The following is a 22817-nucleotide window of genomic DNA, read 5'->3' on the forward strand; positions in this document are numbered from 1 at the left end:
GGTCCGCGCATTGGCGGAGAGTGACCGCGATGTCGACGTCGCGTTCTTATCGTTTGGGCTGCAACATCGTCCCGGTGCACTTCTTCGAGCCGCAGCGGCATTCCCAGATCTTCTTCAGGCGCGCGGTGTGGCGCTCGGCCAGGGTGATGCCGTAGTTGTAGGTCAGCTCGTCGCCCGGCTTGATGTCCTTGATCGCCTCGATGAACACCTTGTCCTCGCGGCGGTTGTCACCCTCGGCTTCCTCGATCACCGCCTCGCAGTTCGGGTCGCAGCTGTGATTCAGCCAGCGCGCATCGTTGCCCTTGTAGTTGGCATCGATCACGTAGTCGTCGTTCAGGGTGAACAGGAAGGTGTGACCGCTTTCCACATCCCCGGTATCATCGGCATCCACGTCGGCGTGGCTGCGCAGCAGCCCCTTGTACTGGATCACCCGCTCGCCCTTCTTGAGCGGCGCCAGCGCGAACACGCCATTGCCGTGAATGGTCGACTTGCGGGCTTGGATCTTCTTGGGCATGTGGCTGGCCATTACGTTGGGATGGTCGATTCTCGCTTAATCTTTGTGATTGCCCAACCACGTCCGCGCCGCGCCCCTGCTGGCGCGCCGTCCGGAACACCTGAACAGGCCGGGTTGGATGCGCCAGCATAAAAGCGTACAATTTCAGTCCGCTTTACGGCTCTGCCCTCCCCATGCTCCGCGTCACCAAGCTTACCGATTACGCCACTGTCGTCCTGACCGTCCTTGCCGCGCGCCCGGGCGAGGTCCTCAGTGCGACCGAACTGGCCGAATTTGCCAGCCTCGAGCCGCCCACCGTCAGCAAGCTGCTCAAGCCGCTGGCCCAGACCGGGCTGGTGGAAGGCCTGCGCGGCGTGCGTGGCGGCTACCGGCTGACCCGCCGCCCCGACCAGATCAGCCTGTTCGAGATCGTCGAAGCCATGGAAGGCCCGCTGGGCCTGACCGAGTGCGCGCACGACCACAGCCAGTGCGGACGCGAGCTGCAGTGCGGCGCGCGCAGCAGCTGGCGGATGATCAACGACGTGGTGTCCGACGCACTGCGCAAGGTCACCCTGGCGCAGATCCTGCCCCCTCTTCCCCTTGTTGACGTCCCCCGCCGCGTGATCGCGGCGGATGTCGTCTCCTGATCCACAGGCAGCCCCCATGGCCACCGATATCCTCGACACCGTCGCCCCCGGCGATACCCCCAACCGCGAGATCCACGAGCAGCTCGGCCGCAAGTATTCGGCCGGCTTCATCACGGACATCGAATCGGACTCGTTGCCGCCCGGCCTGGACGAGGACACCATCCGTGCCCTGTCGGCCAAGAAGGACGAGCCGGAGTGGATGACGCAGTGGCGCCTGGACGCCTACCGCCACTTCCTGACCATGCCGATGCCGGACTGGGCCAAGCTGCAGATCGCTGCGATCGACCTGCAGGCGCTCAGCTACTACTCCGCGCCCAAGGGTCCGAAGTACGCCTCGCTGGACGACGTGCCGAAGGAACTGCTGGACACCTACGACAAGCTCGGCGTGCCGCTGCATGAGCGCGCCAAGCTGGCCGGCGTGGCAGTGGACGCGGTGTTCGACTCGGTCTCGGTCGGCACCACCTTCCGCAAGGAACTGGCCGAAAAGGGCGTGATCTTCTGCTCCATGTCCGAAGCGATCAAGGAACACCCGGAACTGGTGAAGCAGTACCTGGGCACCGTGGTGCCGGTCGGCGACAACTACTTCGCCGCGCTGAACTCGGCGGTGTTCTCCGACGGCAGCTTCGTGTTCATCCCCAAGGGCGTGCGCTGCCCGATGGAACTGAGCACGTATTTCCGCATCAACGCCGGCCACACCGGCCAGTTCGAGCGCACCCTGATCATCTGCGAGGACAAGGCATACGTGTCCTACCTGGAAGGCTGCACCGCGCCGATGCGCGATGAGAACCAGCTGCACGCCGCGGTGGTCGAGCTGGTGGCGCTGGAAGATGCCGAGATCAAGTACTCCACCGTGCAGAACTGGTACCCGGGCGACGAGAACGGCGTTGGCGGCATCTACAACTTCGTCACCAAGCGTGCCGAATGCCGTGGCGCGCGCAGCAAAGTCACCTGGACGCAGGTCGAAACCGGTTCGGCGATCACCTGGAAGTACCCGTCCTGCGTGCTGCTGGGCGACGACTCGGTGGGCGAGTTCCACTCCGTGGCGCTGACCCACCACCGCCAGCAGGCCGACACCGGCACCAAGATGATCCACATCGGCAAGCGCACCAAGAGCAAGATCGTCAGCAAGGGCATCAGCGCCGGTCGTGGCCAGAACACCTACCGCGGGCTGGTCAAGGTCGACCGCAATGCCGAGGGCGCGCGCAACTACACCCAGTGCGATTCGCTGCTGATCGGCAAGAGCTCCGGCGCGCACACGTTCCCGTACATCGAGGTCAAGAACCCGAGCGCGACCGTGGAGCATGAAGCCACCACCTCCAAGATTTCCGACGACCAGCTGTTCTATTGCCGCGCGCGCGGCATCGACCAGGAAAACGCGGTGTCGATGATCGTGGATGGCTTCTGCAAGCAGGTGTTCCGCGAGCTGCCGATGGAGTTTGCGGTGGAGGCCAAGAAGCTGCTGGAAGTTTCGCTGGAAGGATCGGTCGGGTAATCACCTCCGCGTCTTCGTTTGACATTTCAGCCACGCAGGGCGTGGCTCTACACCCGGATTCGAATCATGCTGAAGATTGAAAACCTGCACGCCCGCATCGGCGAGAAAGAAATCCTCAAGGGCCTGTCGCTGGACGTGAAGCCCGGCCAGGTGCACGCCATCATGGGCCCGAACGGCGCGGGCAAGTCCACGCTGGGCAACGTGCTGGCCGGCCGCGACGGTTATGACGTCAGCGAAGGCAGCGTGCTGTTCGAAGGCAACAACCTGCTCGACCTGGCCCCGGAAGAACGTGCCGCCGCCGGCCTGTTCCTGGCCTTCCAGTACCCGGTGGAAATCCCCGGCGTGAACAACACCTACTTCCTGCGCGCCGCGCTCAACGCCCAGCGCAAGGCGCGCGGCGAGGAAGAACTCGATTCCATGCAGTTCCTCAAGCTGGTGCGCCAGAAGCTGGCCGTGCTGCACCTGAAGGACGAGCTGCTGCACCGTGGCGTCAACGAAGGCTTCTCCGGTGGCGAGAAGAAGCGCAACGAGATCTTCCAGCTGGCCGTGCTCGAGCCGAAGCTGGCGATCCTGGACGAGACCGACAGCGGCCTGGACATCGACGCGCTCAAGAGCGTGGCCGACGGCGTCAACGCGCTGCGTTCGCCGGACCGCTCGTTCCTGGTCATCACCCACTACCAGCGCCTGCTGGACTACATCAAGCCGGACGTGGTGCACGTGCTGGCCGACGGCAGGATCGTGCAGAGCGGCGGCCCGGAACTGGCGCTGGAGCTGGAAGCCCACGGCTACCACTTCCTGAAGGACCGCGTGGTGCCGGAGGCAGCGGTCTGATGAGCGTCCTGCTGGATTCCCTCGCCGCCGGCTTCTGCGGCAGCGACGCCCGCCGCGCCGAGCTCGACGCCGCCCTGCAGGCCGGCCTGCCGGGCCCGCGCAGCGAAGCCTGGAAATACACCTCGCTGCGCCAGCTGGAGCGCCGCAGCTTCCAGCCCGCGCCGCTGGCCGCGCCGGAGATCGACCCTGCCCTGCTGGCCGACATCCCGTCGCCGCGCTTGGTGTTCGTCAATGGCCGCCCTTCGGCCACGCACAGCGACGTCTCCACGCTGCCAGCCGGCATGCAGGTGCAGACCCTGTCGTCGGCGCTGGCCGCCGGCGACGAGGCGCTGCGCTTCCTGGGTCGCCGTTTCGAGCGCAGCGAGGAAATCTTCGCCCGCCTCAACGCCGCGCTGGCCGATGAAGGCGTGCTGGTGCGCGTGGACGACGGCGTGCAGGTCGACGTGCCGTTGCAGCTGGTCTTCATCAGCAGCCCCGGCGATGCCGACCTGGCCTGGCACCACCGCCACCTGATCGAGCTGCGCACCGGCGCCGCGCTGGGCGTGGTCGAACACCATCTGGCGATCGGCGACGCCGCGCACCTGGGCAACACCCTGGTGCACGTGCACCTGGCCCAGCAGGCGGTGCTCTCGCACGCCCGCGTACAGGCCGACAGCGCCCGCGCCACCGTGCTGCTGCGCACCGACGCGGTGCTCGCCCGCGAAGCGCAGTACCGCCGCGTGGACCTGGAACTGGGCGCCGCGCTCAGCCGCCACGAACTCAACGTCCGCCTGGAAGGCGACAACGCCCAGCTCACCGCCAATGGCGTACTGCTCGGCAACGGCCGCCGCCATGTCGACACCCGCCTGGGCATCGAGCACATCGCGCGCGACACCGCCTCGGAAATGGTCTGGCGCGGCGTGGCCGCCAACCGCAGCCGCGTGGTCTTCCACGGCGGCATCCACATCCGTGCCGGCGCCGATGGCACCGACGCCAACCTGTCCAACAAGAACCTGCTGCTGTCGGCCGACGCCGAAATCGATACCCAGCCCACGCTGGTGATCGACGCCGACGAAGTAAAGGCCGCCCACGGCGCCACCGTCGGCCAGCTCGACGCCAATGCGCTGTTCTACCTGCGCTCGCGCGGCCTGCCGGCCGAGCAGGCCCAGCAGCTGCTCAGCGCCGCGTTCTGCCACGAGCCGCTGAACATGCTCGACGCACGCCTGACCGATCAGCTGCGCCGCCAGCTGGACATCGCCCTGGCCAAGGCGGGCGTGGCATGAACCTCTCCACTCCGCGCCCGGTGGCCGACACGGTCGACGCCCCCGACTGGGACCGCGTGCGCCTGGACTTCCCGCTGCTGATGCGGGAAGTGCACGGCAAGCCGCTGGTGTACTTCGACAACGCCAACACCGGCCAGAAGCCAGTGCAGGTGATCGGCGCGGTGGACGAGTACTACCGCCGCTACAACGCCAACGTGAGCCGTGCCGTGCACGCACTGGGCACCGAGGCCACCGACGCCTACGAGGGCGCGCGCACCAAGCTGGCGCGGTTCCTCAACGTGCGTGCCAACGAGCTGGTGCTGTGCAGCGGCACCACCTTCGCGATCAACCTGGTGGCCTACTCGTGGGCGCTTCCGCGCCTGAAGGCCGGTGATGTGATCCTGGTCTCGCGCATGGAGCACCACGCCAACATCGTGCCGTGGCAGCTGGTCGCCCAGCGCACCGGCGCCACTCTCCGCGTGGCCGAGATCACCCCGGAAGGCGCGCTCGACCTGGACGCCCTGCGCAGGGCCATGACCCCCGAGGTCAAGCTGCTGGCCGTGGCCCACGTCTCCAACGTGCTCGGCACGGTCAACCCGGTGCGCGAGATCTGCCGGGAAGCGCGCAAGCGCGGCATCATCACCGTGGTCGACGGCTCGCAGGCCGTGCCCCATCGCAAGGTCGACATCCCCAGCATCGGCTGCGACTTCTACGCCATTACCGGCCACAAGATGTGTGGCCCGACCGGCACCGGTGCGCTGTGGGCGAAGCGCGAGCATCTCGATGCCATGCCGCCGTTCCTGGGCGGTGGCGAGATGATCAAGGAAGTCAGCTTCGACGGCACCGTATTCAACGACGCCCCGCACAAGTTCGAAGCCGGCACCCCGAACATCGCCGGCTTCATCGGCCTTGGCGTGGCGGTGGATTACCTGGAATCGCTGGGCCTGGACCACGTGGAAGCGCGCGAAGGCGAGCTGCTCGCGCACTTCACCGAAGAACTGACCAAGATCGACGGCCTGCGCATCTTCGGCACCACGCCGGACAAGGCGGCCGTGGTCTCGTTCCTGATCGAAGGCGCCCACGCGCACGACCTGGCCACGCTGCTGGACCTGGAAGGCGTGGCGATTCGTTCCGGCCAGCACTGCGCGCACCCGCTGCTGCAGTACTTCGGCGTAGCGGCGACCTGCCGCGCCTCCCTGGCGTTCTACAACACCCACGCCGAAATCGAGCGCTTCATCGCAGCGCTCAACAAAGTCCGCAAGCTCCTCGGCTGACCCGGTAGCGCACGACCGTTGGTCGTGCGCCAACCCAACCGCAACCCGCACCCATCACCAACCGACGCCCGGTAGCGCTGGCCGTTGGCCGGCCCTCCAGATCCATCCCCACCCGACATTCACCCAGTGGCGAACGATCCGGATCTCCCGCGATGGGCCACCGCAGCGCCATCAGCGCGCCAGGGCTCCGGTCACGCGATGCAGCACCAGGCCGCGCTGGATACCTTCCGCCGGGGTGCTACGCGTTGGCTCCCACTATTAGATGGCGTCTCGGCTCGGGCGGAAAACGCTCGGGTAATGCGGCCCAATGCAACGGGCACTGTCAACTGTTCCATCCGGCCCGCCATTGTTGCTCATATCGCGCAGTTGCTCTTATCCCACGCCCATCGCCCTGGCCCCGGAGCAGTGCTGGACGATGGTCCCATCGAACCCTGCAACACTGGATAGGCAGGCACTTCGCCCTGCTCAATCCGTGCTCAGCTGATGGCTGTCGGTGAACCCGCCACGGATCGCCACAGTGCGCTTGTCCAATTCAGCATTGAAGTTACCTCTGATCTCCTGCAGGGACGCTTCGGCCTCGGCGCCATACCCTGATTCTACAAATCTTGCCCTTGTTGATATCAACGATCTGTTCTCTGCCCTGCCGAGAAAACCGTTGGGGTCTTTCGCTGCACCTGGGACATGGCTTCGCACGGCGAGCATGATTCACATCACTTGCGGAGGAAGTACTAAGGCAAGTCCTCAAAAGCCACCGAAAAGTACTCCTGTACAGGGAATTGCCATGAGGGAGGAGGTGCCTCTCCGGGCATGGTCAACAGCAGCTGTCCCGGCAGGTCAAATGCTACGACGGAGAACGCCTGGCCACCCGAGAAGTGCAACCGGATACCTGAGTCAACGGTTAGCCCATCTCCTTGCCAACGAATGACCTCAATTCTTACAACCTCGAGGCCTTCCGGTAACTCCAAATCGATCAAATCGTTCACTGAAGTGGGGACAACCCCTGTCAGAACGTCGACATTTATCGTCCCAAACTCGTCCCAATCTTGTGCGGCGGTGCTGGATGACGTCAGTTCAAGTGTCAGATCGGAAGTGAAGCTCAATGTCACCTGCCACACTAAGCGACCCTTTTGCCTTTCCGGCACCTTACATGCAAGAAGCCGGCGCCCTTTGAGCAATGCAGCCAGCCCGCCCGGCTGCGCACCTCGTATTTGCATCGGCAAATAGCGTGTACCGTCTTTAGCTATTTCAATCGTGCTGTAGGGTTTCATGCGGCTTGTCACCGTTTGCAGGAATGTCAATACTTTTTCAGCCCGAGCTATTCACCTTCCGACCAAATACCCCATTTTTTCCGGATCTCCGCTCACGCCGTAGGTATAGCGCATCAAGCCTACGGTGAGGATCCAACCCGGATTGCCAGCGTATCTATTTTGATGTCGCAGGAGTACTCCCAATCCCCAACCCACTGCCGCGCATACCATTTTTGCAACAACGAGATAGCAGTATCAATTATTGTCCTTACGTATGTTTAGGCAGTCCTCCTGCATCGACCCTCATAGAGTACGCCTTAGGGCTCAAGTCGTAGATCCAACGAAAATTGCGGACGAAACCTGGCAATCCACAAACGACGCAACGCGAAATGCCACCGCTCACACGAACCTATTCTGAAGTAGGTGAATCCGGTGTCGCGCCCTCCTAAACTTGACCACCGCTCCTCCGTAATCTCCCAAATATCGTAAATGCAATAGTAAGTCCTGAAGAGACCGACATCCTTAGCGCGAACTCCGCGCACAATCATCCTATCCCTAAGTAGTTCAGGCACTCGACTAGCCGCACCCGAGGCAGTTGCAGCCCTTACGAAGAAGGTTGACTGAAACCCACCCACAGTCGACTCCAACTCTGGTGCTTCAATGAAAACCCCTTGAATCATCAGCTGAAAGTACTTCACCGAATCACTTCCCCTGCCTTAGTTCTTTGTCGAGCCTCTTGGAATCCAGCCTTCCATCAACTCGAAAATAGCCTTGAAATCCGCCATCGCTACCCATACTCCCTCCCGGCATGGGCAACCCGGTTTTCTTTCTTATCACGCCCATTGCCCCATTCCATCTCACGACGTCAGACCTATCAGCCGGCCTCGGGATGGGGTCGGGAATGTATTCCGCAGCGTCAGCGAATGTTCCAGTGCACCTGCCACTGACAATGCACCCACGCTTACCTTACCCCAGAAAGTATGCGCTCTGACGCCCTCCGTTTGATGAAGCGCGAGCGTCTCGATGCCATGCCGCCGTTCCTGGGCGGTGGCGAGATGATCAAGGAAGTCAGCTTCGACGGCACCGTATTCAACGACGCCCCGCACAAGTTCGAAGCCGGCACCCCGAACATCGCCGGCTTCATCGGCCTTGGCGTGGCGGTGGATTACCTGGAATCGCTGGGCCTGGACCACGTGGAAGCGCGCGAAGGCGAGCTGCTCGCGCACTTCACCGAAGAACTGACCAAGATCGACGGCCTGCGCATCTTCGGCACCACGCCGGACAAGGCGGCCGTGGTCTCGTTCCTGATCGAAGGCGCCCACGCGCACGACCTGGCCACGCTGCTGGACCTGGAAGGCGTCGCCATCCGCTCGGGCCAGCACTGCGCGCACCCACTGCTGCAGTACTTCGGCGTAGCGGCAACCTGCCGCGCCTCCCTGGCGTTCTACAACACCCACGCCGAGATCGAGCGCTTCATCGCAGCGCTCAACAAAGTCCGCAAACTCCTCGGCTGACCGCCGCACCCGGTAGCGCACGACCGTTGGTCGTGCGCGGCCTGCAAAGCTCCCTTGGTAGCGCCTGCCGTAGACCGAGCCAGGTTTCTAGCGTCATAAAATCCAAAATGTTCTCGCGCACGACATCACATGGGCGTCGCACCGACTCACATCGGCGGGCCAAGGTGACCGAAGAACCACGAAGTCGCTTGCGGAGTCACCCCACTCTCAGGCCCTTCGTTATGCCAAGAAGAAACCCCGTCAACCCCACGGGATCACCTTCCCCAGGATCAAAATCGTCAACCATTCGCTCCATCACACTATCGAGCCCGTCCAGCCGAGCCACCACCGCGCTCATGAATTCAAGCTGCGCGGCAAACAGTGTTACATCCTGATCGAGACGAATGACCCAAGTGAAGTCAGGAGCAAAGACATAGTGGTCACGAAGGAAGCGACTATCCGCCGACCAGTACTCGCGCAATGAGGCAAGGCTTGGAGCCAACTTCACTCCATTCTCGCCTCGACTCACCTCGTCTAACGACACGACCCCTATGGCATGAGATGCAGAAGGCTGTTGGTTGTAGACGTTGAACCAAGCTCGCCAAACGTCTACCGGAGCCAGATCTTCGTATCGGTTCCGGTCAAACGCCAGCCCTGCCCAACCGCTGGCGATAATGGGACTGTCTGGAGGCTGGGCGCGAGACAGCACTGCGAACAGATTGTCTTTGAGAATTTTGCTTAACACATCAGCCACCATTCCATTCGAACCCAGGCCCAGTCATCAGGCTCAACGCGTCTACCGTTGCTTTGCACTCTTCAGCAGTCAGGCGGGAAAGCTCAGGCGACTGCAGCCCCAGCATCCTGGCTACGGTGAATTCGGCGCCCCAGGATTGAGACGCGATCACGCCCTCCGCGCGGGCGTCGCGATCCTGACCACCAACTGTTTGATTGTGATGCCCAGCTCTGACGTAACCTGCTCCAAAAGTGCCGAGCGGTAACCCACCACCTCCCAGAGTTCACCGCCGTGGTGGACCTTCCAGTTTCCGTAGCGCACACGCAGCAGCTCATCCTTCAACAGACGATCCGCTTCCTCCTCATCGCCTACCCTCCCACCAGACACGTGGTCGAGCAGGCTTAATCCTTCTGCGTGCAACTCCGACGCTACGCGCTTGGCTTGATAGGCCACGGCTGAGTGACTGGAAAGCTGCGATTCAACGCCTTGATCCTTTGGATTCGAATTGCGACTCATTTGGTGGATGCATCCGGCCCAACAGCGTAACTGGCAGGGCGGCCGACACTCCTCAGTAAGCGCAATGCGCCTTTTCGACTTTCCACGACTACCTAATTACCCTCTCCAATCTTTGCTTCGCTGAAGTCGGCGCCATCAGACCTGTGGAAGCTCAGGCCAGCCCCGCGCAAGTCGCAACCTCTGAAAGACGCAAATGCCACATCTGCCCCTCCAAAATCAACGCTTCGTAAATCTGCTCCGTCAAAAACGGCGCCGACCAGGCTGGCGCCCTTAAAGGTCGCCCCACTCAGGTTAGACTGCTTGAACAGTGCGTTCATTGCGCGGACGCCGCAGAATGAAGCTTTACGGAAATCCCCCGAATCGAATAGCGCCGATCTCAGGTCCGAACCATCGAATGAAAAGCCAGACATCGACTTTAATGAAAAGATTGCTCGGTGAAGCATCATATTACGCATGTCTTTGCGAGACCACATGTCGGCAGGAATATCTATAACATCGCCGAGCTGGCTTTCGATCTTCATATCAATGATTTCCCCAATCAACTGGATCAAACCTTAACTCCTGAACCGGCCGAACCTCACTCAACTGACTGGTTGAAACGCTGCCAGGGACAACCGAGGGCTCCTGCCCAAATATTCTACCCGCGACGTAGCGGTGATTGCCGTCCACTATCACTCGTCCGTCTGCCTGAATTGCAGGAGCCTTGCTGCCGGATATCAGTGCGTCTACGTAACGCTGAACTGCGGGTAAGGAGACTGCCTTCTGGGTGGTCTGCATTGTTGAACCAGCTAACGAAGCAGCCGCTCTTTCAGCATTTACCACAATCCCAGCGGACGCCACCCCCAGTGAGGCCCCGCCGATTGCGTCACCCATGGCGATGTCCGCAGCGCCCTTTATCACAGCAGTGGTCGTTGTAGGGTTAGCTAAAGCGGCCGCACCTGCATAACCCACAACTGGAGCAGCGAGCGCCCCGGCTAGGGCAACACCTATCGCAGGACCCAGCTTATCAGCTGGATTTCTTGGCGGCGGGCTTACCGATCCGCCATTGGTCAGATTGTTAACGACTCTAAAAGCCGCGCCACTCTCTCGTCCGTCCGGGTCCGTATATGTGTAAGGACTGCCATTTGCATACCGATACCGATTGAACTGATCAACAGGCTTCTGGTACGCCGTCACCGGGTCCACCGACAGGAACACCCCCAACTGCGGATCCATGTACCGCTGCTGCATATAGCTCAGCCCGGTAGCGGCATCGCTCACATGCCCGGTGTACCCCGGCCCATCCTTGAGCTGCCCACCGACCACGGCACCGTAGGGCTCATAGTCAATCCGCTCAATGACGTTCCCGCTTTCGTCCGTCTTGGCGACCACCGAGCCAAGCGGATCTGTATGGTAATAAGTGAATGTCTGGGCACTGGCGGATGGCACCCAGGCCAAGCACATGATCAGCGCGCAGAGGAGCACAGTACTCATCAAGGCCTGCGGACGGCACAAAAGACGCGCTCTCAGCCCGCGAACTTTTCGCTGCTCACTCATTGGGCATCTCCGATCACCAGTTGCTGGATGGATGGCGGGTTGGACCAGGGCGAACAGCCTGCGGCGTTGCATGCCCGCACCTGATGCGACGTGGCGCAGTAGTTCTGGTTGCTGGAACTGACGTTGGTCAGGGGCCCACTGTAGGCGGTAACCGTTCCGTCCTTGAGCAGCTCATAGCTTGCCGCCGCGGCCACTGGCGTCCACATGAGGGTGCACTGGATGCGTATCGGGCGGGTGGCGGTCTGGTATTTGGTGTTGAACGTGATCGTCGGCGTGGCCGGCGGCAATGTGACCACCGTAGATGCCACATTGGAGTACCCGCTACACCCTGCCGAGTTACAGGCGAGCACGCGATAGGCATAAGTGCCATCTGCGCCGTAGCTGAGCCCGCGCTGCGTGGACCCGTCGCGCTGGATCTCCCCCCAGCCGCCGCTGTTGACGCTTTGCTCCAGCCGGTACTCCGTGGCCAAGGGCACCCCATTCCAACTGACGGTGAAGCTGCCGGTGTTGCTCGAGGCTGGGGCACTGATCGATGTCGCCTGCGGCGGCTGCAACGATGCAACAGACACTGTGTTGGAGTAGGCACCACTCCACCCGGCATCGTTACCCGCCCGTACCCGATAGCTGTAGTTTCCGGTTGGCTTGCCGGAGAACGACAGCCCGGTTGACGCCAACTCGCTATACACGGCCCAGCCGGCGCCGTTGGCGCTTTCTTCCACACTGTACTTGTTCGCGTCCGGAACCCCTGACCAGTTGATCGTGAAGTTGCCACTGAGTGCGATGGAGGGCGCAGAAAGGGCAGGTGCGCTGCCAGGCGGCCAGAAGGTCACCACCGTGGCCGATGCGGAGAACGGACCACAACCGGCGGCATTGCAGCCCCGCGCGCGGTACGCATATGTGCCCGCTGCCCGACCTGTGTACTGCGCGGAGTTCGGCGTGGTGGTCGGGCTCACCGGTGACCAACCGCCGCCGCCCACACTCTCCTGCAACTCATGCGTACTGGCACCCACGACAGCGGACCAGCTGACGACGAAGTTGCCATTGGCCGCCTGCGCGGGCGCCGAGATGGAGGGTGCCTGGGCAGGAGGCAGCTGCACCACAGTGGCTGCCGTGGCGCTCCAACCACTGCAGTTTGCCCCCGCCAGGCAGGCACGTACGCGGTAGCCATACGTGGCCCCGGCTTTACCGCTCGCTGCCCAGCTGATGGCGGCACCGGAATGCACCCCAACCCAGGCCCCGGCGTTGACCTGCTCCTGCAGCTCATAGCCGGTTGCCGCCGCGACCGCGTTCCAGCTCACAACATAGCTGCCGGAGTTGCTGTACGCGGGAGCCTGCAGCATGGGGGTAACGGGCGCAACGATATAGTCCATCGAACCCAACAGGCTGCCATTGAGTTGGACGTACTCGCTGTTCTTCCCAAGGCGGACGTTGTCCTGCCGTCGAAGCACGCCGTCGTGGCCGTACATTGACGTGATGGTAATCCCCGCTGCATCGGTAGACGCTATCCGACGTCCATGCGCATCGTAGCGGTAGGACTCCAACCCCGTTACCGAACGCAGCCGATTGCCGTAGTCGAAATTGAACGCCTGACCGTTCCTGTTGCTCAGGTTGCCCTGCTGCTCATAGCTCAGACCCATCACCGTGGCCCCGGCATCGTTCTGGACGTTGGTCATGCGATTGTGGGCGTCGTACCAGTAGTTGTGCTCCTTGACGCCGGCCAGCTTGGCCGAGCGCAGGTTGTCCAGCACGTCGTAGGTATAGCGCATGATGCCGTCGCCACCGAAGACAGGAGACACGGTCTGCACCAGCCGGTCCAGTCCGTCGTAGCTCATGTCGCGGTTCCGACCTGCGTTGACTCCGTCCTCGATGCGCGACACGTTTCCGGCCGGATCGTAGGAGGACCGGTAGTCGAGGACGCCACTATCGGTCATGTGCGCGGGAAGCTGCCGGGCATTCTGCGCCATGCTGTGCACCACGCCATTGCCATAGGTGAACTGCCGCATGCCGCCGTTCGGGTAATAGCTGATGCCGGTGGCATAGCCAGCGGCACGCGACGGCTGGCCCAGTGCATTGGGCGCGTAGTCGATACTCATGCCACTGGGATACAGCACGTTGGCCATGGCGCCATTGGCATCGTAGCCGTAGCCCAGTGCCCAGGTCGGAAAACCGGTCTGCGTCGAGGTCTCGGCGGTCAGCAGCCGCCTGCGGTTGTAGGTATAGGTGTTGACGACCTGGCTGGCCCCGTTGTCGTTGAGGGTGACGACCTGCGAGGGCTTGCCGTCGTTGAAATAGTTCCAGGTCTGGTTGCCGTTGCCATCCGGGAACGCCAGTGTCTTCAAACGATTGCGCGCGTCGTAGGTGCGATCTGCGCGGCGGCCGGAGTCCACCGCTGCCTGGGCGTCGCAGCTGCTGGTGCTTGGCAGTGCAAGCCCGGACGCGGTCCAGGTGATGTTGCCGGCGCCGTCATAGCCGGTAGCCGTGGCACCGGTTTCAGGCTCGATCGTTTTGCACAGCTGCTGGTGACCGTCGTACACGTAGCTGCGGGTAACCGCGAGGGTGCCGTCCGCGTTGCGACGCCTGATCGAGGTGGGCTTTCCATACAGGTCGCGGACGATATCGGTGAATGCCCCTTCCGGATGCTGGATCCAGCTGGGCGTGTCGTAGCCGGGCTGGTCGAAGACCTGGAAGCCGGTAAGGGTGGCCTGGCCGCGCGGATTGGTGGTGCGGGTCTGGTTGCCCGGCAGGTACTGCGTCACCGTGGTCAGCAGTCCCAGCTCGCTGTCCTGGGAGACGGAGGTCACCCGACCAAGCGCGTCGTAGCCACTCCAGGTGCCCGTGGAGAGGGCATCGGTGGCACCAGGAAAGGACGCAAACACCTGCCGACCTTCCTCGTCATACGCAATGCGTTGGAAACGCTGCGTGCCGGCAACGTCGGCCGCGTCGTACTCACGCGTGACCAGCGGCCTCCAGAGGGCATCAAGATACGTCTCCCGCCGCGCGTTGCCGGTGGCGACCACCTGGCGCCAATGGCCAGGCCCCAGGCCATACTCGTCGCCGCCTACCTGGGCAAACGCCTGGGTGGTGACGTTCCAGTTGACCGAGTCGGCCGCTGGATAGGTGATGCTGGCCACCCGGCCCATGGCGTCGTAACCATACTGGGTGGCAAAACCGTTCTCGTCGGTGACCGCAGTGATCCACCCGTTGTCGTCAACAGTGGCCGAAAGCACCTGACTGTCCGGCCAGGTGATCGACTGCGGACTACCCCGCTTCCACGCTCCCAGAGTGGTGGTATTGCCGTTGCCATCCTGGATCGTGGCCACAGTGCCATCGGCATGATAGGTGAGCGACTGCTGCAGCTTTCCGAACGACCAGGAATGCGATGGCATCGCGTTGCCATCGTACGCGGCCTGCGACACCACTGCGCCGGTGTCGGCATTGGTCACCGCACTTACCTGACCCAGCAGCCAGCGTGCCGGGTCATCGTAGTACTGCGTTATGTCGGTGCGCGAATACCAGGGGCTTGCCTTGGTGACGCTGGTGGCACGAGCGTAGCCATCGAACGCGTTGGTGGTGGAGCGATAGTCAGCACCGTCTTGCGTCACCGTGGTGCTTGCCATCGGCCTGACCTTCAGGGTGCCGATATCATCGCCACCCACGCTCAGCCCGTAGTTGGGGAAGAAGGGTTGGGCCGCCACCTGTGCGTCGGTCATCAGTTCAGAGCGGGTGGAGGACAGCAGGTTCCCGGCCGCATCGTAGGTGCTGGATCCCATCAGCTGCCCGTCGTTCCATGCATACAGGAAACCGTAGTCGTAAACGACCTTGGAGCCGTCGGGCTTGTAGAGCGAGTTTGCCTTGGTGGTCGGGCAGGTCTGGCAGGGATAAGCCACCGGTTGCCCGCTTCCCCAGAGCGGCTGCGGATCGCGCGTGTACGACCAGGACCACCGCAGCGGCTGTGGAATGCCCGGGCCGGAGAGCTCCTTGGACACCAGCGACATGATGTCGAACTGGTTGGGCGTGCGCAGCACGTAGTACGGCTCCTGCCCGTTCAACCTGCGAATGCATTCACTGCGTTGAACGCCGGCGCGGTAATGCCGCAGGTTGGTGAAGTTGAACCTGCCCAGCGCGCCCGACGGGTGGCGGGAGGTCACTTCATAACTGGCCTGCAGGGCGTCCGGACCACCCGCGCAGGTGATGCCCGCTTCCCCGTCCCAGAACTCGAAGCCGGGCTTGAGATTGCCGGTATAGCCGTACTGCCAGGCACTGCCGTCCGGCAGGGTGACTGCGGCCAGGTTTGCCGCGCCGTCGTACCCGTAGGACCAGGTTCGGCCATTGGTGGAGGCGGTCACCAGCTGGTCGTTCTGGTAGGCCAGATCGATTCGGCGAACCTCGCCATTGCGGTCCTCGGCAACGATGGCCGTGGGATTGCCACGCCCGTTGTAACTGTAGGTCAGCGTATTGCCGAACCGATCAGTGACCCTGGTGGCCAGCAGGAACATGCGGGTGCGGGCGATGGTCACGGCGGGATGCAGTGGCCCCCGCGACTGCCGCATGGAGCCGGCGGGCCGCCCGACCGCAACGTTGAATTCGAAACGACGGCCGTCGGTTGTCTGCATGGCAAACCCCTCGCCAGCCATGCCGCCCTGCATGGCGATGCAACTGAAGGCATCGCGCTCACGGCTGGTCCAGCGACGCGGCACGCCGTCGCTTGGCAGCGGGACGCCGGGCTCAGTCAGCAGCATGGGGCGGTCGCCCTCGCCGGGCAGGTGGATGCTTACGCCCTGGAAGACGTCGAAGATGCTGATCGCGCCGCTGAAGGAGATCTCCGGCGACACCGCTACCGAGCAGCGGCTGTCGGTCAGCGCGCCGGTCGAATCCAGCCCGCGCCAACCCACGGCGCTGTCGAATGTCGCAGAAAGATACGGAACATCGATGTCCCAGTTGCCCAGACCCGCCAGCTTGGGGGCCGCAAGGGGCTCGCCGGGACCGATGGGAGTCAGCTCCACCGAGAGCCGCCGGGTAAGACGAACCGGCATGCCCGAGCCGGGCAGCTCGATGTCGGTGACCGAGAAGTCGGTCGCGCCGTTGTAGACGCTGACGTTGTCGCCCATCAGCTCGCTCTTCAGGGCCGTCAACGTCTGTGCCGCCTCGATGCGCTTGCTGTACTCCTGATAGGGCTCGGCGGACCAGGTAGTGCCGAATGTCACGCATAGAACCGCTGCCACGCCAAAACGGCGCGCCCAGAAATCTTTGGTGCCCAAATTCCCTCTCCCTGTTCAAGCCCCGTACGGAGCGTGCTCCCGCGAATCTGTGGATCGGAATCTATCAGATCAAAATCGGATTCATTCCCGAAGCCAACGCAGGCGTACCGCGAAGGAATCTCGCTACCCGTCACCGGCGTCCCGCTCTAGAATGTCGCCATGAGCACTCTGACCTACCGCGCGGCCACGCTGGCCGACATTCCTGCCCTGATCACTCTGGTCACTTCCGCCTACCGCGGCGACGCCAGTCGTGTCGGTTGGACCACCGAAGCGGATATGCTCGACGGCGCACGCATTGACGCAATCGGCCTGCAGGCCGATATCGAGCGCGAGCGCAGCACCGTCCTGCTCGCAGAACGGGATGGCCAGCTGGTCGCATGCGCACACGTCGCCGACGACCACGGCAAGGGCTATTTCGGCATGTTCTCGGTGGACCCGGCGCAGCAGGGCGGCGGCATCGGCAAGCAGGTGATGGACGCGGCGGAAGCCCACGCCGCACGCGAATGGGGCGTGCCGGTCATGCAGATGACGGTGATCGACATCCGCGATGAACTGATCGCCTTCTACGAGCGTCGCGGCTACCAGCGCACCGGGATCAAGAAGCCGTTCCCGTATGGGGATGAGCGCTTCGGCATTCCCAAGCGCGACGACCTGCGCTTCGAAATCCTGGAAAAGCCGCTGGTGGCACAGGCATGAGCGACACCTGGACTTACGTCTGCGCCACCGCCGAGCTGCTGCCCGGCGAGATGAAGAACACCTTCGATGACGTCACCGGCACGCCGATCGTCGTGTTCAACCTGGATGGCGATCTGTACGCCCTCGAAGACCAGTGCAGCCACGAGGAATTCGAATTGTCCTCGGGCACGTTCGATACCACCGAGGGCAGCATCGAATGCGTGCTGCACAGCGCGCGCTTCGACGTGCGCGATGGCCGCGCCCTCTGCGCGCCGGCGTATTCGCCGGTGCCGAAGTTCCCGGTGAAGCTGGAGCACGGCGGGGTCTGGACCCGCGACGACCGGGACTGAGCTGCAGACCTGGATTCCTCGACGGGCGCCCAGCTGAATGGGCGCTTTTTGAAAACGCGAATAGTTAGCATTACCATAGGCATCGCGGTCAGCCGACCGCGCCTGCCTGGTCATCCGTGCCGTCCCTGCCCCGCGTCTTTGGTGCCTTCGCCCTGTGGGCCACGCTCTGCGTGGTGCTGCTGGCGTGCGCCTGGCCAGGTTCTGCGCGGACGCAGGCTTCCAGCGACAGCCAAGCCCAGCTGATCGGCACCCCTGCCGGCCAGCACGCGGTGGACGCCAGCGTACCCGGCCAGCCCGGCACCCCGGTGCCGGAAACGCCATCGGCCGACAAACCCGGCGCGGACGCTACCGCCGACGCGGAAGCGGGCGGCCCCATCCCCGCCGCCCGCCCGAAGCGCGCCGCGTGGGTAGCCGCCGTGCCGCTGTGGCCGGCCGATGCGTTGCGCTGGCAACGGCTTGAACCCTCGCTTCGGTTGAATCCCGGGCACGCCACTCCCCGGGCCTGATCCGGCGCCCACGCTGCGCGTGGGTGCCTGCCGTGGTCTGCGTCGCAGCCATGTGCGCCCTGTTTGTTCTTTTTTCCCGCAACTTCCACCTGCCGCGACGGCCCCCGGCCGTCCGGCGTTCGTCCGCACATCCAGGAAAACCCATGACCGTCCGCCCGACCCCGCTGTCGTCCGCCCTGCTACTTGCCATCGCTGCCCCCGCCCTCGCCCATGCCGAAACCGACGCTGCCAATGAGCCGCAGCGCGCGACCGAGCTGGACGGCGTGGATGTGCACGGCGAACGCGTGCGTGCACAGTCGTCGAAGTTCACCGCACCGCTGCTGGATACGCCCAAGTCGGTGAGCGTGATTTCCCAGCAGGTGATTGAGCAGACCGCCGCCACCACCCTGCTGGACGCGCTGCGCACCGTGCCGGGCATCACCTTCGGTGCCGGCGAAGGCGGCAACCCGACCGGCGACCGCCCCTTCATCCGCGGCTTCGATTCGGCCTCGGACATCTACGTGGACGGCCTGCGCGATGCCGGCAGCCAGACCCGCGAAGTGTTTGCCATCGAACAGATCGACGTGGTCAAGGGCCCGAGCTCGGCCTACTCCGGCCGTGGCTCGGCCGGCGGCACCATCAGCCTGGTCAGCAAGACCCCGAAGCTGGACAGCTTCGTGCAGGGCTCGCTGGCGGCCGGCACCGACAGTTACCGCCGCGGCACCCTGGATGCCAATGAAGTAATCGGTGACGGCATCGCGGCGCGCGTGAACCTCATGAGCCATGACGCAGACGTCGCCGGCCGCGATGCGGTCAACAGCAGCCGTTGGGGCATCGCACCGTCGCTGGCCTTCGGCCTGAACGGCCCGACCCAGCTCACCCTGGGCCATTACCACATGGAAACCGACGACCTGCCCGACGCCGGCGGCTTCCCGTACAACAACCCGTTCAGCACCGGCGCCAATGTGGCCCTCAATGGCGACGGCAGCCCGCTGGTGACCAACCGCGACGCTTACTACGGCCTTGTCGACCGCGATTTCCAGAAGACCCGCGCCGACATCACCACCTTGAACATCTCGCACGACTTCGGGGGGATCGTCCTGCGCAACATCACGCGCTACGGTGATACCCGCAACGATTACCTGTGGACGCAGCCGGATGACAGCAAGGGCAATCCGAACCTCTACGGCACCCTGTGGCGCCGCAGCAACTCGCGTGCGAGCGAGACCGACAGCTTCATCAACCAGACCAGCCTGACCGGTGAGTTCGAAACCGGTGCGCTGCGTCACAGCTTCAATGCCGGCGTGGAGTACAGCGACGAAAAAACCGTGCGCGGCAGCTTCCTGATCGGCGATGTGGTCCGCCCGAATGGCCAGACCACCGCCGGTACCAACAACCCGCTCACCGGCAACCAGAGCTGCCCGACCACCGGGGCTGCAACCGGCTACAACTGCACCGATTTCACCAACCCGAATCCGAACGACCCGTGGGCATCGCTCCACACCGTCACTCGCAGCAACCCGGCGAACGACGTGCGCCAGACCACGCGCACCAAGTCGGCCTATGTGTTCGACACCATCAGCTTCAGCGAGCAGTGGATGCTGAACCTGGGCGCGCGCTTCGATGACTACAAGACCCACCAGTTCGTGCCGACCGCGGCGGCCAACCTGCAGCACCTGCGCAACGATACCTCGTTCTGGAACGGCCAGGCAGGCCTGGTGTACAAGCCGGTCGAGAACGGCAGCATCTACCTGTCGTGGGGCACCTCGTCCACCCCGGTGGGCGTGGACGGCGGCGACGGCGCCGACGGCATCAGCGCCACCATCCAGGACCTGAAGCCGCAGCGCAGCCGCAACATTGAACTGGGCACCAAGTGGGACCTGTTCGATGCCCGCCTGTCGCTGACCGGCGCGATCTTCGAAACCGAAATGACCAACGCACGCGTCACCAGCGATGCCGGTACCACGCAGAACGCGGGCCGCAAGAAGGTCAAGGGCGCCGAGATCGGCTTCAGCGGCACCGTCATGGAAGGCTGGCAGGTCTTCGGTGGCTACACCTACCTGGACGCGGTGGTCGAGGACAACGGCTTCGTCAACACCGGCACCACCGCCGCGCCGATCTGGACCCCGTCGCCGTTCAACGGCAACCAGTTCCCCAACACTGCCAAGCACAGCGCCAGCCTGTGGACCACCTGGGCCCCGTCGTTCGTGCAGGGCCTGAGCCTGGGCGTGGGCGCCAACTACGTCGACAAGGTGTACGGCAACGTCAACAACACCAAGTGGGTGCCCTCGTACACCCGCTGGGACGCGATGGTGGGCTACCAGTTCAACCCGCAGTACAGCCTGCAGTTGAACGTGCAGAACCTCGCCGACAAGACCTACTTCACCAAGGCGTACGCTTCGCATTACGCTGCCATCGCGCCGGGCCGCTCGGCAACGCTGGCCTTCAACTTCAAGTTCTAAGCGATACGTCCTCCTCCCGCGCTCCGGCGCGGGAGGACCTGGAGCCGATCATGCTGCTGCACATTCCCGACGTCCTCACCGCCGAGCAGGTTGCGCAGGCGCGCCGCCAGCTGGCCACCGCCGGCTGGACCGACGGGCGCCTGACCGCGGGCTACCAGTCCGCACAGGCCAAGCACAACCTGCAGTTGCCCGACTCCGACCCTGCCGCGCGTGCGGTGGGCTCGGCCATCCTCGATGCGCTCGGTCGCAACAGCACCTTCTTTTCCGCCGCGCTGCCGCGCCGGATTTTTCCGCCGCTGTTCAACTGCTACCAGCAGGGCCAGACCTTCGGCTTCCACATCGACAACGCGGTGCGCTACGACTACACCATGGAAGGACAGCCGCAGCCGGTGCGCACCGATCTCTCCGCCACGCTGTTCCTGAGCGATCCAGACGAGTACGAAGGCGGCGAGCTGGTCATCGAAGACACCTATGGCAACCAGCGGGTCAAGCTGCCGGCCGGGCACATGGTGCTGTACCCCGGCACCAGCCTGCACCAGGTGACGCCGGTCACCGCCGGTGCGCGCCTGGCCTCGTTCTTCTGGATCCAGAGCATGCTGCGCGACGATACCCAGCGCCGCCTGCTGTGGGACCTGGACGTGTCGATCCGCCGGCTTACCCACGACCACCCCGAACATCCTGCACTGGTGAACCTCACCGGCGTGTATCACAACCTGCTGCGGCAGTGGGCCGATGTCTGAGCCTGTGGCTGCCTTCGATGTCGACGCGCTGGTGCAGCAACTGCAGCGAGATCCCGTCGCGGCCCTTGCCGCGCTTCAGGGCACGGCACAGCGCGGCGATCCGCAGGCGCAATACCTGCTGGGCCAGGCCTGCATGGAAGGCCGGGGCATCACGCAGGACCTGCCGGCCGGCATGCACTGGTTCGAACGGGCCGCCAACGCCGGCCTGGCGATAGCGATGAACATGCTCGGCCGCTGCCATGAACTCGGTACCGGGACCCCGGCCAATCCCGAACTGGCGGCGGTCTGGTACCGCAAGGCCGCAGGCGAGGGCCTGGACTGGGGCATGTACAACCTGGCCAACCTGCTGGGCACCGGGCGGGGCGTGCCGCGCGACGCGCCTGCGGCGTTCGCGCTGTATCTGCGTGCGGCCCGGCTGGGTCACGCCAAATCAATGAACCTGGTCGGCCGCTGCCTGGAGGAAGGCATCGGCGTCGAGGCCGACCCCGACGCCGCGCCTGACTGGTACCGCCGCTCGGCCGAGGCCGGTGACTTCCGCGGGCAGGCCAGTCATGCCTCGCTGCTGCTGGCGGCGGGCAAAGTCGACGAGGCCGAGGCGTGGCTGCAGCGGGCCCTGGCGCACGGCAGCCCGTCGTTCCTCGCCCACATCCAGCCCACCCTTGCAGCCTCGCCCCACCCCAGCATCCGCGCCCTGGCAAGATAGCGCCACCCATGGGTGATACCCCCCACACCCGCGGGAACAAATCAAATCACGCAGATCGGTAAATCATTCCTATTTGCGTTTAAGGCAGGTGCTCCCTACAATTCCCGCCGCGCCGGCCCCGGCGCTTCGACACGGACCCTGTCTTGCGCCATCCCCACCACCACCGCAGCTTTGCCCCCGCCATGCGCGGGCAGCGCCCCGCGTTGGGCACGGTGCTGGCGTGGCTGGCCCTGCTGTCGATGCTGCTGGGCGCCCTGCCCCTGCTGGAACCGCACCTGCCTGGCACCGCCACGCTGGTGCTCCAGCTTCCCGCCGAAGAGTTCCCCGGCGGTGAGCAACGCCTGCTGGAAGAACCCCCAGCCAAGCCGCGCCGCACGGCCAGCGCCAAGCCGGCCGACACCGCCCCGCAGTTGCCACCGCCTCCGTCGGCTGAATCGCTGGAGGCGTTGATGGCCACCTTGGCCGAGCAGCCACCGCAGCGCGTGCCGGCGATCGATTCCGCTACCGCCACCCCGCTGCCCGCGGCGCCCGGTCTGCGCATTCAGCGCGGCCAGGCACCACCCCAGGGTTGATTCCGTCAGTCCCTGCGCCATAAGCGCGCAGGTCGCTGCCTGGCCGCCTGCCCCTGCCCGCCCTGCGGG

Annotated in this window: 19 protein-coding genes and 1 pseudogene; 13 read left to right on the top strand and 7 right to left on the bottom strand. The window is 64.1% G+C overall.

What is annotated here, in order from left to right; genetic code table 11:
• Positions 1–46: 46 nt before the first annotated feature.
• A complete protein-coding gene (locus RWO33_RS01820) occupies positions 47–514 on the bottom strand; it encodes an SET domain-containing protein-lysine N-methyltransferase (RefSeq protein ID WP_068854575.1) in 468 nt (155 codons plus the stop codon).
• 173 nt (positions 515–687) lie between these two features.
• Between RWO33_RS01820 and RWO33_RS01825 the strand changes: the two genes are divergently transcribed.
• The 5 genes from RWO33_RS01825 (at position 688) to RWO33_RS01845 (ending at position 5978) form a co-directional block, all read left to right on the top strand.
• The gene (locus RWO33_RS01825) at positions 688–1140 is read left to right on the top strand and encodes an SUF system Fe-S cluster assembly regulator (protein WP_314101466.1); all 453 of its coding nucleotides are present in this window, start codon (positions 688–690) and stop codon (positions 1138–1140) included.
• 16 nt (positions 1141–1156) lie between these two features.
• On the top strand, positions 1157–2632 hold the full coding sequence (gene sufB, locus RWO33_RS01830; RefSeq protein WP_314101467.1) for a Fe-S cluster assembly protein SufB: 1476 nt from the start codon (positions 1157–1159) through the stop codon (positions 2630–2632).
• Between the two features lie 66 nt (positions 2633–2698).
• Positions 2699–3463 (top strand): Fe-S cluster assembly ATPase SufC, encoded by a 765-nt coding sequence (gene sufC / locus RWO33_RS01835; RefSeq protein WP_314101469.1) that lies wholly within the window; start codon positions 2699–2701, stop codon positions 3461–3463.
• Positions 3463–4725 carry a Fe-S cluster assembly protein SufD gene (sufD, locus tag RWO33_RS01840; RefSeq protein WP_314101472.1) on the top strand — a complete coding sequence of 421 codons (1263 nt, stop codon included), beginning with the start codon at positions 3463–3465 and terminating at the stop codon, positions 4723–4725. Before sufC ends, sufD begins: the two co-directional genes overlap by 1 nt.
• Positions 4722–5978, top strand: coding sequence for a cysteine desulfurase (locus RWO33_RS01845; protein WP_314101474.1), 1257 nt, complete (start codon positions 4722–4724; stop codon positions 5976–5978). Before sufD ends, RWO33_RS01845 begins: the two co-directional genes overlap by 4 nt.
• Positions 5979–6706: 728 nt before the next feature.
• Here RWO33_RS01845 and RWO33_RS01850 read toward each other — a convergent pair.
• Positions 6707–7246: a hypothetical protein gene (locus RWO33_RS01850; protein ID WP_314101476.1), complete on the bottom strand. Its 540-nt coding sequence runs from the start codon at positions 7244–7246 to the stop codon at positions 6707–6709.
• Positions 7247–8232: 986 nt separating this feature from the next.
• Here RWO33_RS01850 and RWO33_RS01855 point away from each other — a divergent pair.
• Positions 8233–8739, top strand: a pseudogene (locus tag RWO33_RS01855) (aminotransferase class V-fold PLP-dependent enzyme); the annotation flags it as partial.
• 196 nt (positions 8740–8935) lie between these two features.
• Here the strand turns inward: RWO33_RS01855 and RWO33_RS01860 are convergent.
• The 5 genes from RWO33_RS01860 to RWO33_RS01880 all read right to left on the bottom strand — a co-directional run bounded on the left by RWO33_RS01860 (position 8936) and on the right by RWO33_RS01880 (position 16761).
• Positions 8936–9472, bottom strand: a complete 537-nt coding sequence (locus RWO33_RS01860) for a hypothetical protein (protein ID WP_314101478.1) — start codon at positions 9470–9472, stop codon at positions 8936–8938.
• A 147-nt stretch (positions 9473–9619) separates the two neighbouring features.
• The gene (locus RWO33_RS01865) at positions 9620–9967 is read right to left on the bottom strand and encodes a hypothetical protein (protein WP_314101480.1); all 348 of its coding nucleotides are present in this window, start codon (positions 9965–9967) and stop codon (positions 9620–9622) included.
• Positions 9968–10059: 92 nt separating this feature from the next.
• Positions 10060–10518, bottom strand: a complete 459-nt coding sequence (locus tag RWO33_RS01870; RefSeq protein ID WP_314101482.1) for a pentapeptide repeat-containing protein — start codon at positions 10516–10518, stop codon at positions 10060–10062.
• Positions 10490–11440 (bottom strand): RHS repeat-associated core domain-containing protein, encoded by a 951-nt coding sequence (locus tag RWO33_RS01875; RefSeq protein WP_314101484.1) that lies wholly within the window; start codon positions 11438–11440, stop codon positions 10490–10492. Before RWO33_RS01875 ends, RWO33_RS01870 begins: the two co-directional genes overlap by 29 nt.
• A 59-nt stretch (positions 11441–11499) precedes the next feature.
• A complete protein-coding gene (locus tag RWO33_RS01880; protein ID WP_314101486.1) occupies positions 11500–16761 on the bottom strand; it encodes an RHS repeat protein in 5262 nt (1753 codons plus the stop codon).
• 159 nt (positions 16762–16920) lie between these two features.
• Between RWO33_RS01880 and RWO33_RS01885 the strand changes: the two genes are divergently transcribed.
• The 7 genes from RWO33_RS01885 (at position 16921) to RWO33_RS01915 (ending at position 22748) form a co-directional block, all read left to right on the top strand.
• Positions 16921–17457, top strand: coding sequence for a GNAT family N-acetyltransferase (locus RWO33_RS01885; RefSeq protein ID WP_314101488.1), 537 nt, complete (start codon positions 16921–16923; stop codon positions 17455–17457).
• The gene (locus tag RWO33_RS01890) at positions 17454–17786 is read left to right on the top strand and encodes a non-heme iron oxygenase ferredoxin subunit (RefSeq protein WP_314101489.1); all 333 of its coding nucleotides are present in this window, start codon (positions 17454–17456) and stop codon (positions 17784–17786) included. Before RWO33_RS01885 ends, RWO33_RS01890 begins: the two co-directional genes overlap by 4 nt.
• A 116-nt stretch (positions 17787–17902) precedes the next feature.
• A complete protein-coding gene (locus RWO33_RS01895) occupies positions 17903–18292 on the top strand; it encodes a hypothetical protein (protein ID WP_314101491.1) in 390 nt (129 codons plus the stop codon).
• A 143-nt stretch (positions 18293–18435) separates the two neighbouring features.
• Entirely contained in the window at positions 18436–20733 is a 2298-nt protein-coding gene (locus RWO33_RS01900) for a TonB-dependent siderophore receptor (protein WP_314101494.1), read from the top strand.
• Between the two features lie 50 nt (positions 20734–20783).
• Positions 20784–21473 (top strand): Fe2+-dependent dioxygenase, encoded by a 690-nt coding sequence (locus RWO33_RS01905; protein WP_314101496.1) that lies wholly within the window; start codon positions 20784–20786, stop codon positions 21471–21473.
• Positions 21466–22176, top strand: coding sequence for a tetratricopeptide repeat protein (locus RWO33_RS01910; protein ID WP_314101499.1), 711 nt, complete (start codon positions 21466–21468; stop codon positions 22174–22176). The genes RWO33_RS01905 and RWO33_RS01910 overlap by 8 nt, the downstream gene beginning before the upstream one ends.
• 143 nt (positions 22177–22319) lie before the next feature.
• Positions 22320–22748: a hypothetical protein gene (locus RWO33_RS01915; protein ID WP_314101502.1), complete on the top strand. Its 429-nt coding sequence runs from the start codon at positions 22320–22322 to the stop codon at positions 22746–22748.
• The last annotated feature ends 69 nt before the right edge of the window (positions 22749–22817 follow it).

This window comes from uncultured Stenotrophomonas sp., from assembly GCF_963519925.1.
GTDB classification, from domain to species: Bacteria; Pseudomonadota; Gammaproteobacteria; order Xanthomonadales; family Xanthomonadaceae; genus Stenotrophomonas; species Stenotrophomonas maltophilia_AE.

What these genes read in the sequence shown, in the direction of transcription:
- RWO33_RS01820 (WP_068854575.1), bottom strand. Translation starts at nt 514, where the DNA reads ATGCCCAAGAAGATCCAAGCCCGCAAGTCGACCATTCACGGCAATGGC.
- RWO33_RS01845 (WP_314101474.1), top strand. Translation starts at nt 4,722, where the DNA reads ATGAACCTCTCCACTCCGCGCCCGGTGGCCGACACGGTCGACGCCCCC.
- RWO33_RS01875 (WP_314101484.1), bottom strand. Translation starts at nt 11,440, where the DNA reads ATGAGTACTGTGCTCCTCTGCGCGCTGATCATGTGCTTGGCCTGGGTG.
- RWO33_RS01885 (WP_314101488.1), top strand. Translation starts at nt 16,921, where the DNA reads ATGAGCACTCTGACCTACCGCGCGGCCACGCTGGCCGACATTCCTGCC.
- sufD (WP_314101472.1), top strand. Translation starts at nt 3,463, where the DNA reads ATGAGCGTCCTGCTGGATTCCCTCGCCGCCGGCTTCTGCGGCAGCGAC.
- RWO33_RS01825 (WP_314101466.1), top strand. Translation starts at nt 688, where the DNA reads ATGCTCCGCGTCACCAAGCTTACCGATTACGCCACTGTCGTCCTGACC.
- RWO33_RS01850 (WP_314101476.1), bottom strand. Translation starts at nt 7,246, where the DNA reads ATGAAACCCTACAGCACGATTGAAATAGCTAAAGACGGTACACGCTAT.
- RWO33_RS01890 (WP_314101489.1), top strand. Translation starts at nt 17,454, where the DNA reads ATGAGCGACACCTGGACTTACGTCTGCGCCACCGCCGAGCTGCTGCCC.
- RWO33_RS01865 (WP_314101480.1), bottom strand. Translation starts at nt 9,967, where the DNA reads ATGAGTCGCAATTCGAATCCAAAGGATCAAGGCGTTGAATCGCAGCTT.
- sufC (WP_314101469.1), top strand. Translation starts at nt 2,699, where the DNA reads ATGCTGAAGATTGAAAACCTGCACGCCCGCATCGGCGAGAAAGAAATC.
- sufB (WP_314101467.1), top strand. Translation starts at nt 1,157, where the DNA reads ATGGCCACCGATATCCTCGACACCGTCGCCCCCGGCGATACCCCCAAC.
- RWO33_RS01900 (WP_314101494.1), top strand. Translation starts at nt 18,436, where the DNA reads ATGACCGTCCGCCCGACCCCGCTGTCGTCCGCCCTGCTACTTGCCATC.
- RWO33_RS01905 (WP_314101496.1), top strand. Translation starts at nt 20,784, where the DNA reads ATGCTGCTGCACATTCCCGACGTCCTCACCGCCGAGCAGGTTGCGCAG.
- RWO33_RS01910 (WP_314101499.1), top strand. Translation starts at nt 21,466, where the DNA reads ATGTCTGAGCCTGTGGCTGCCTTCGATGTCGACGCGCTGGTGCAGCAA.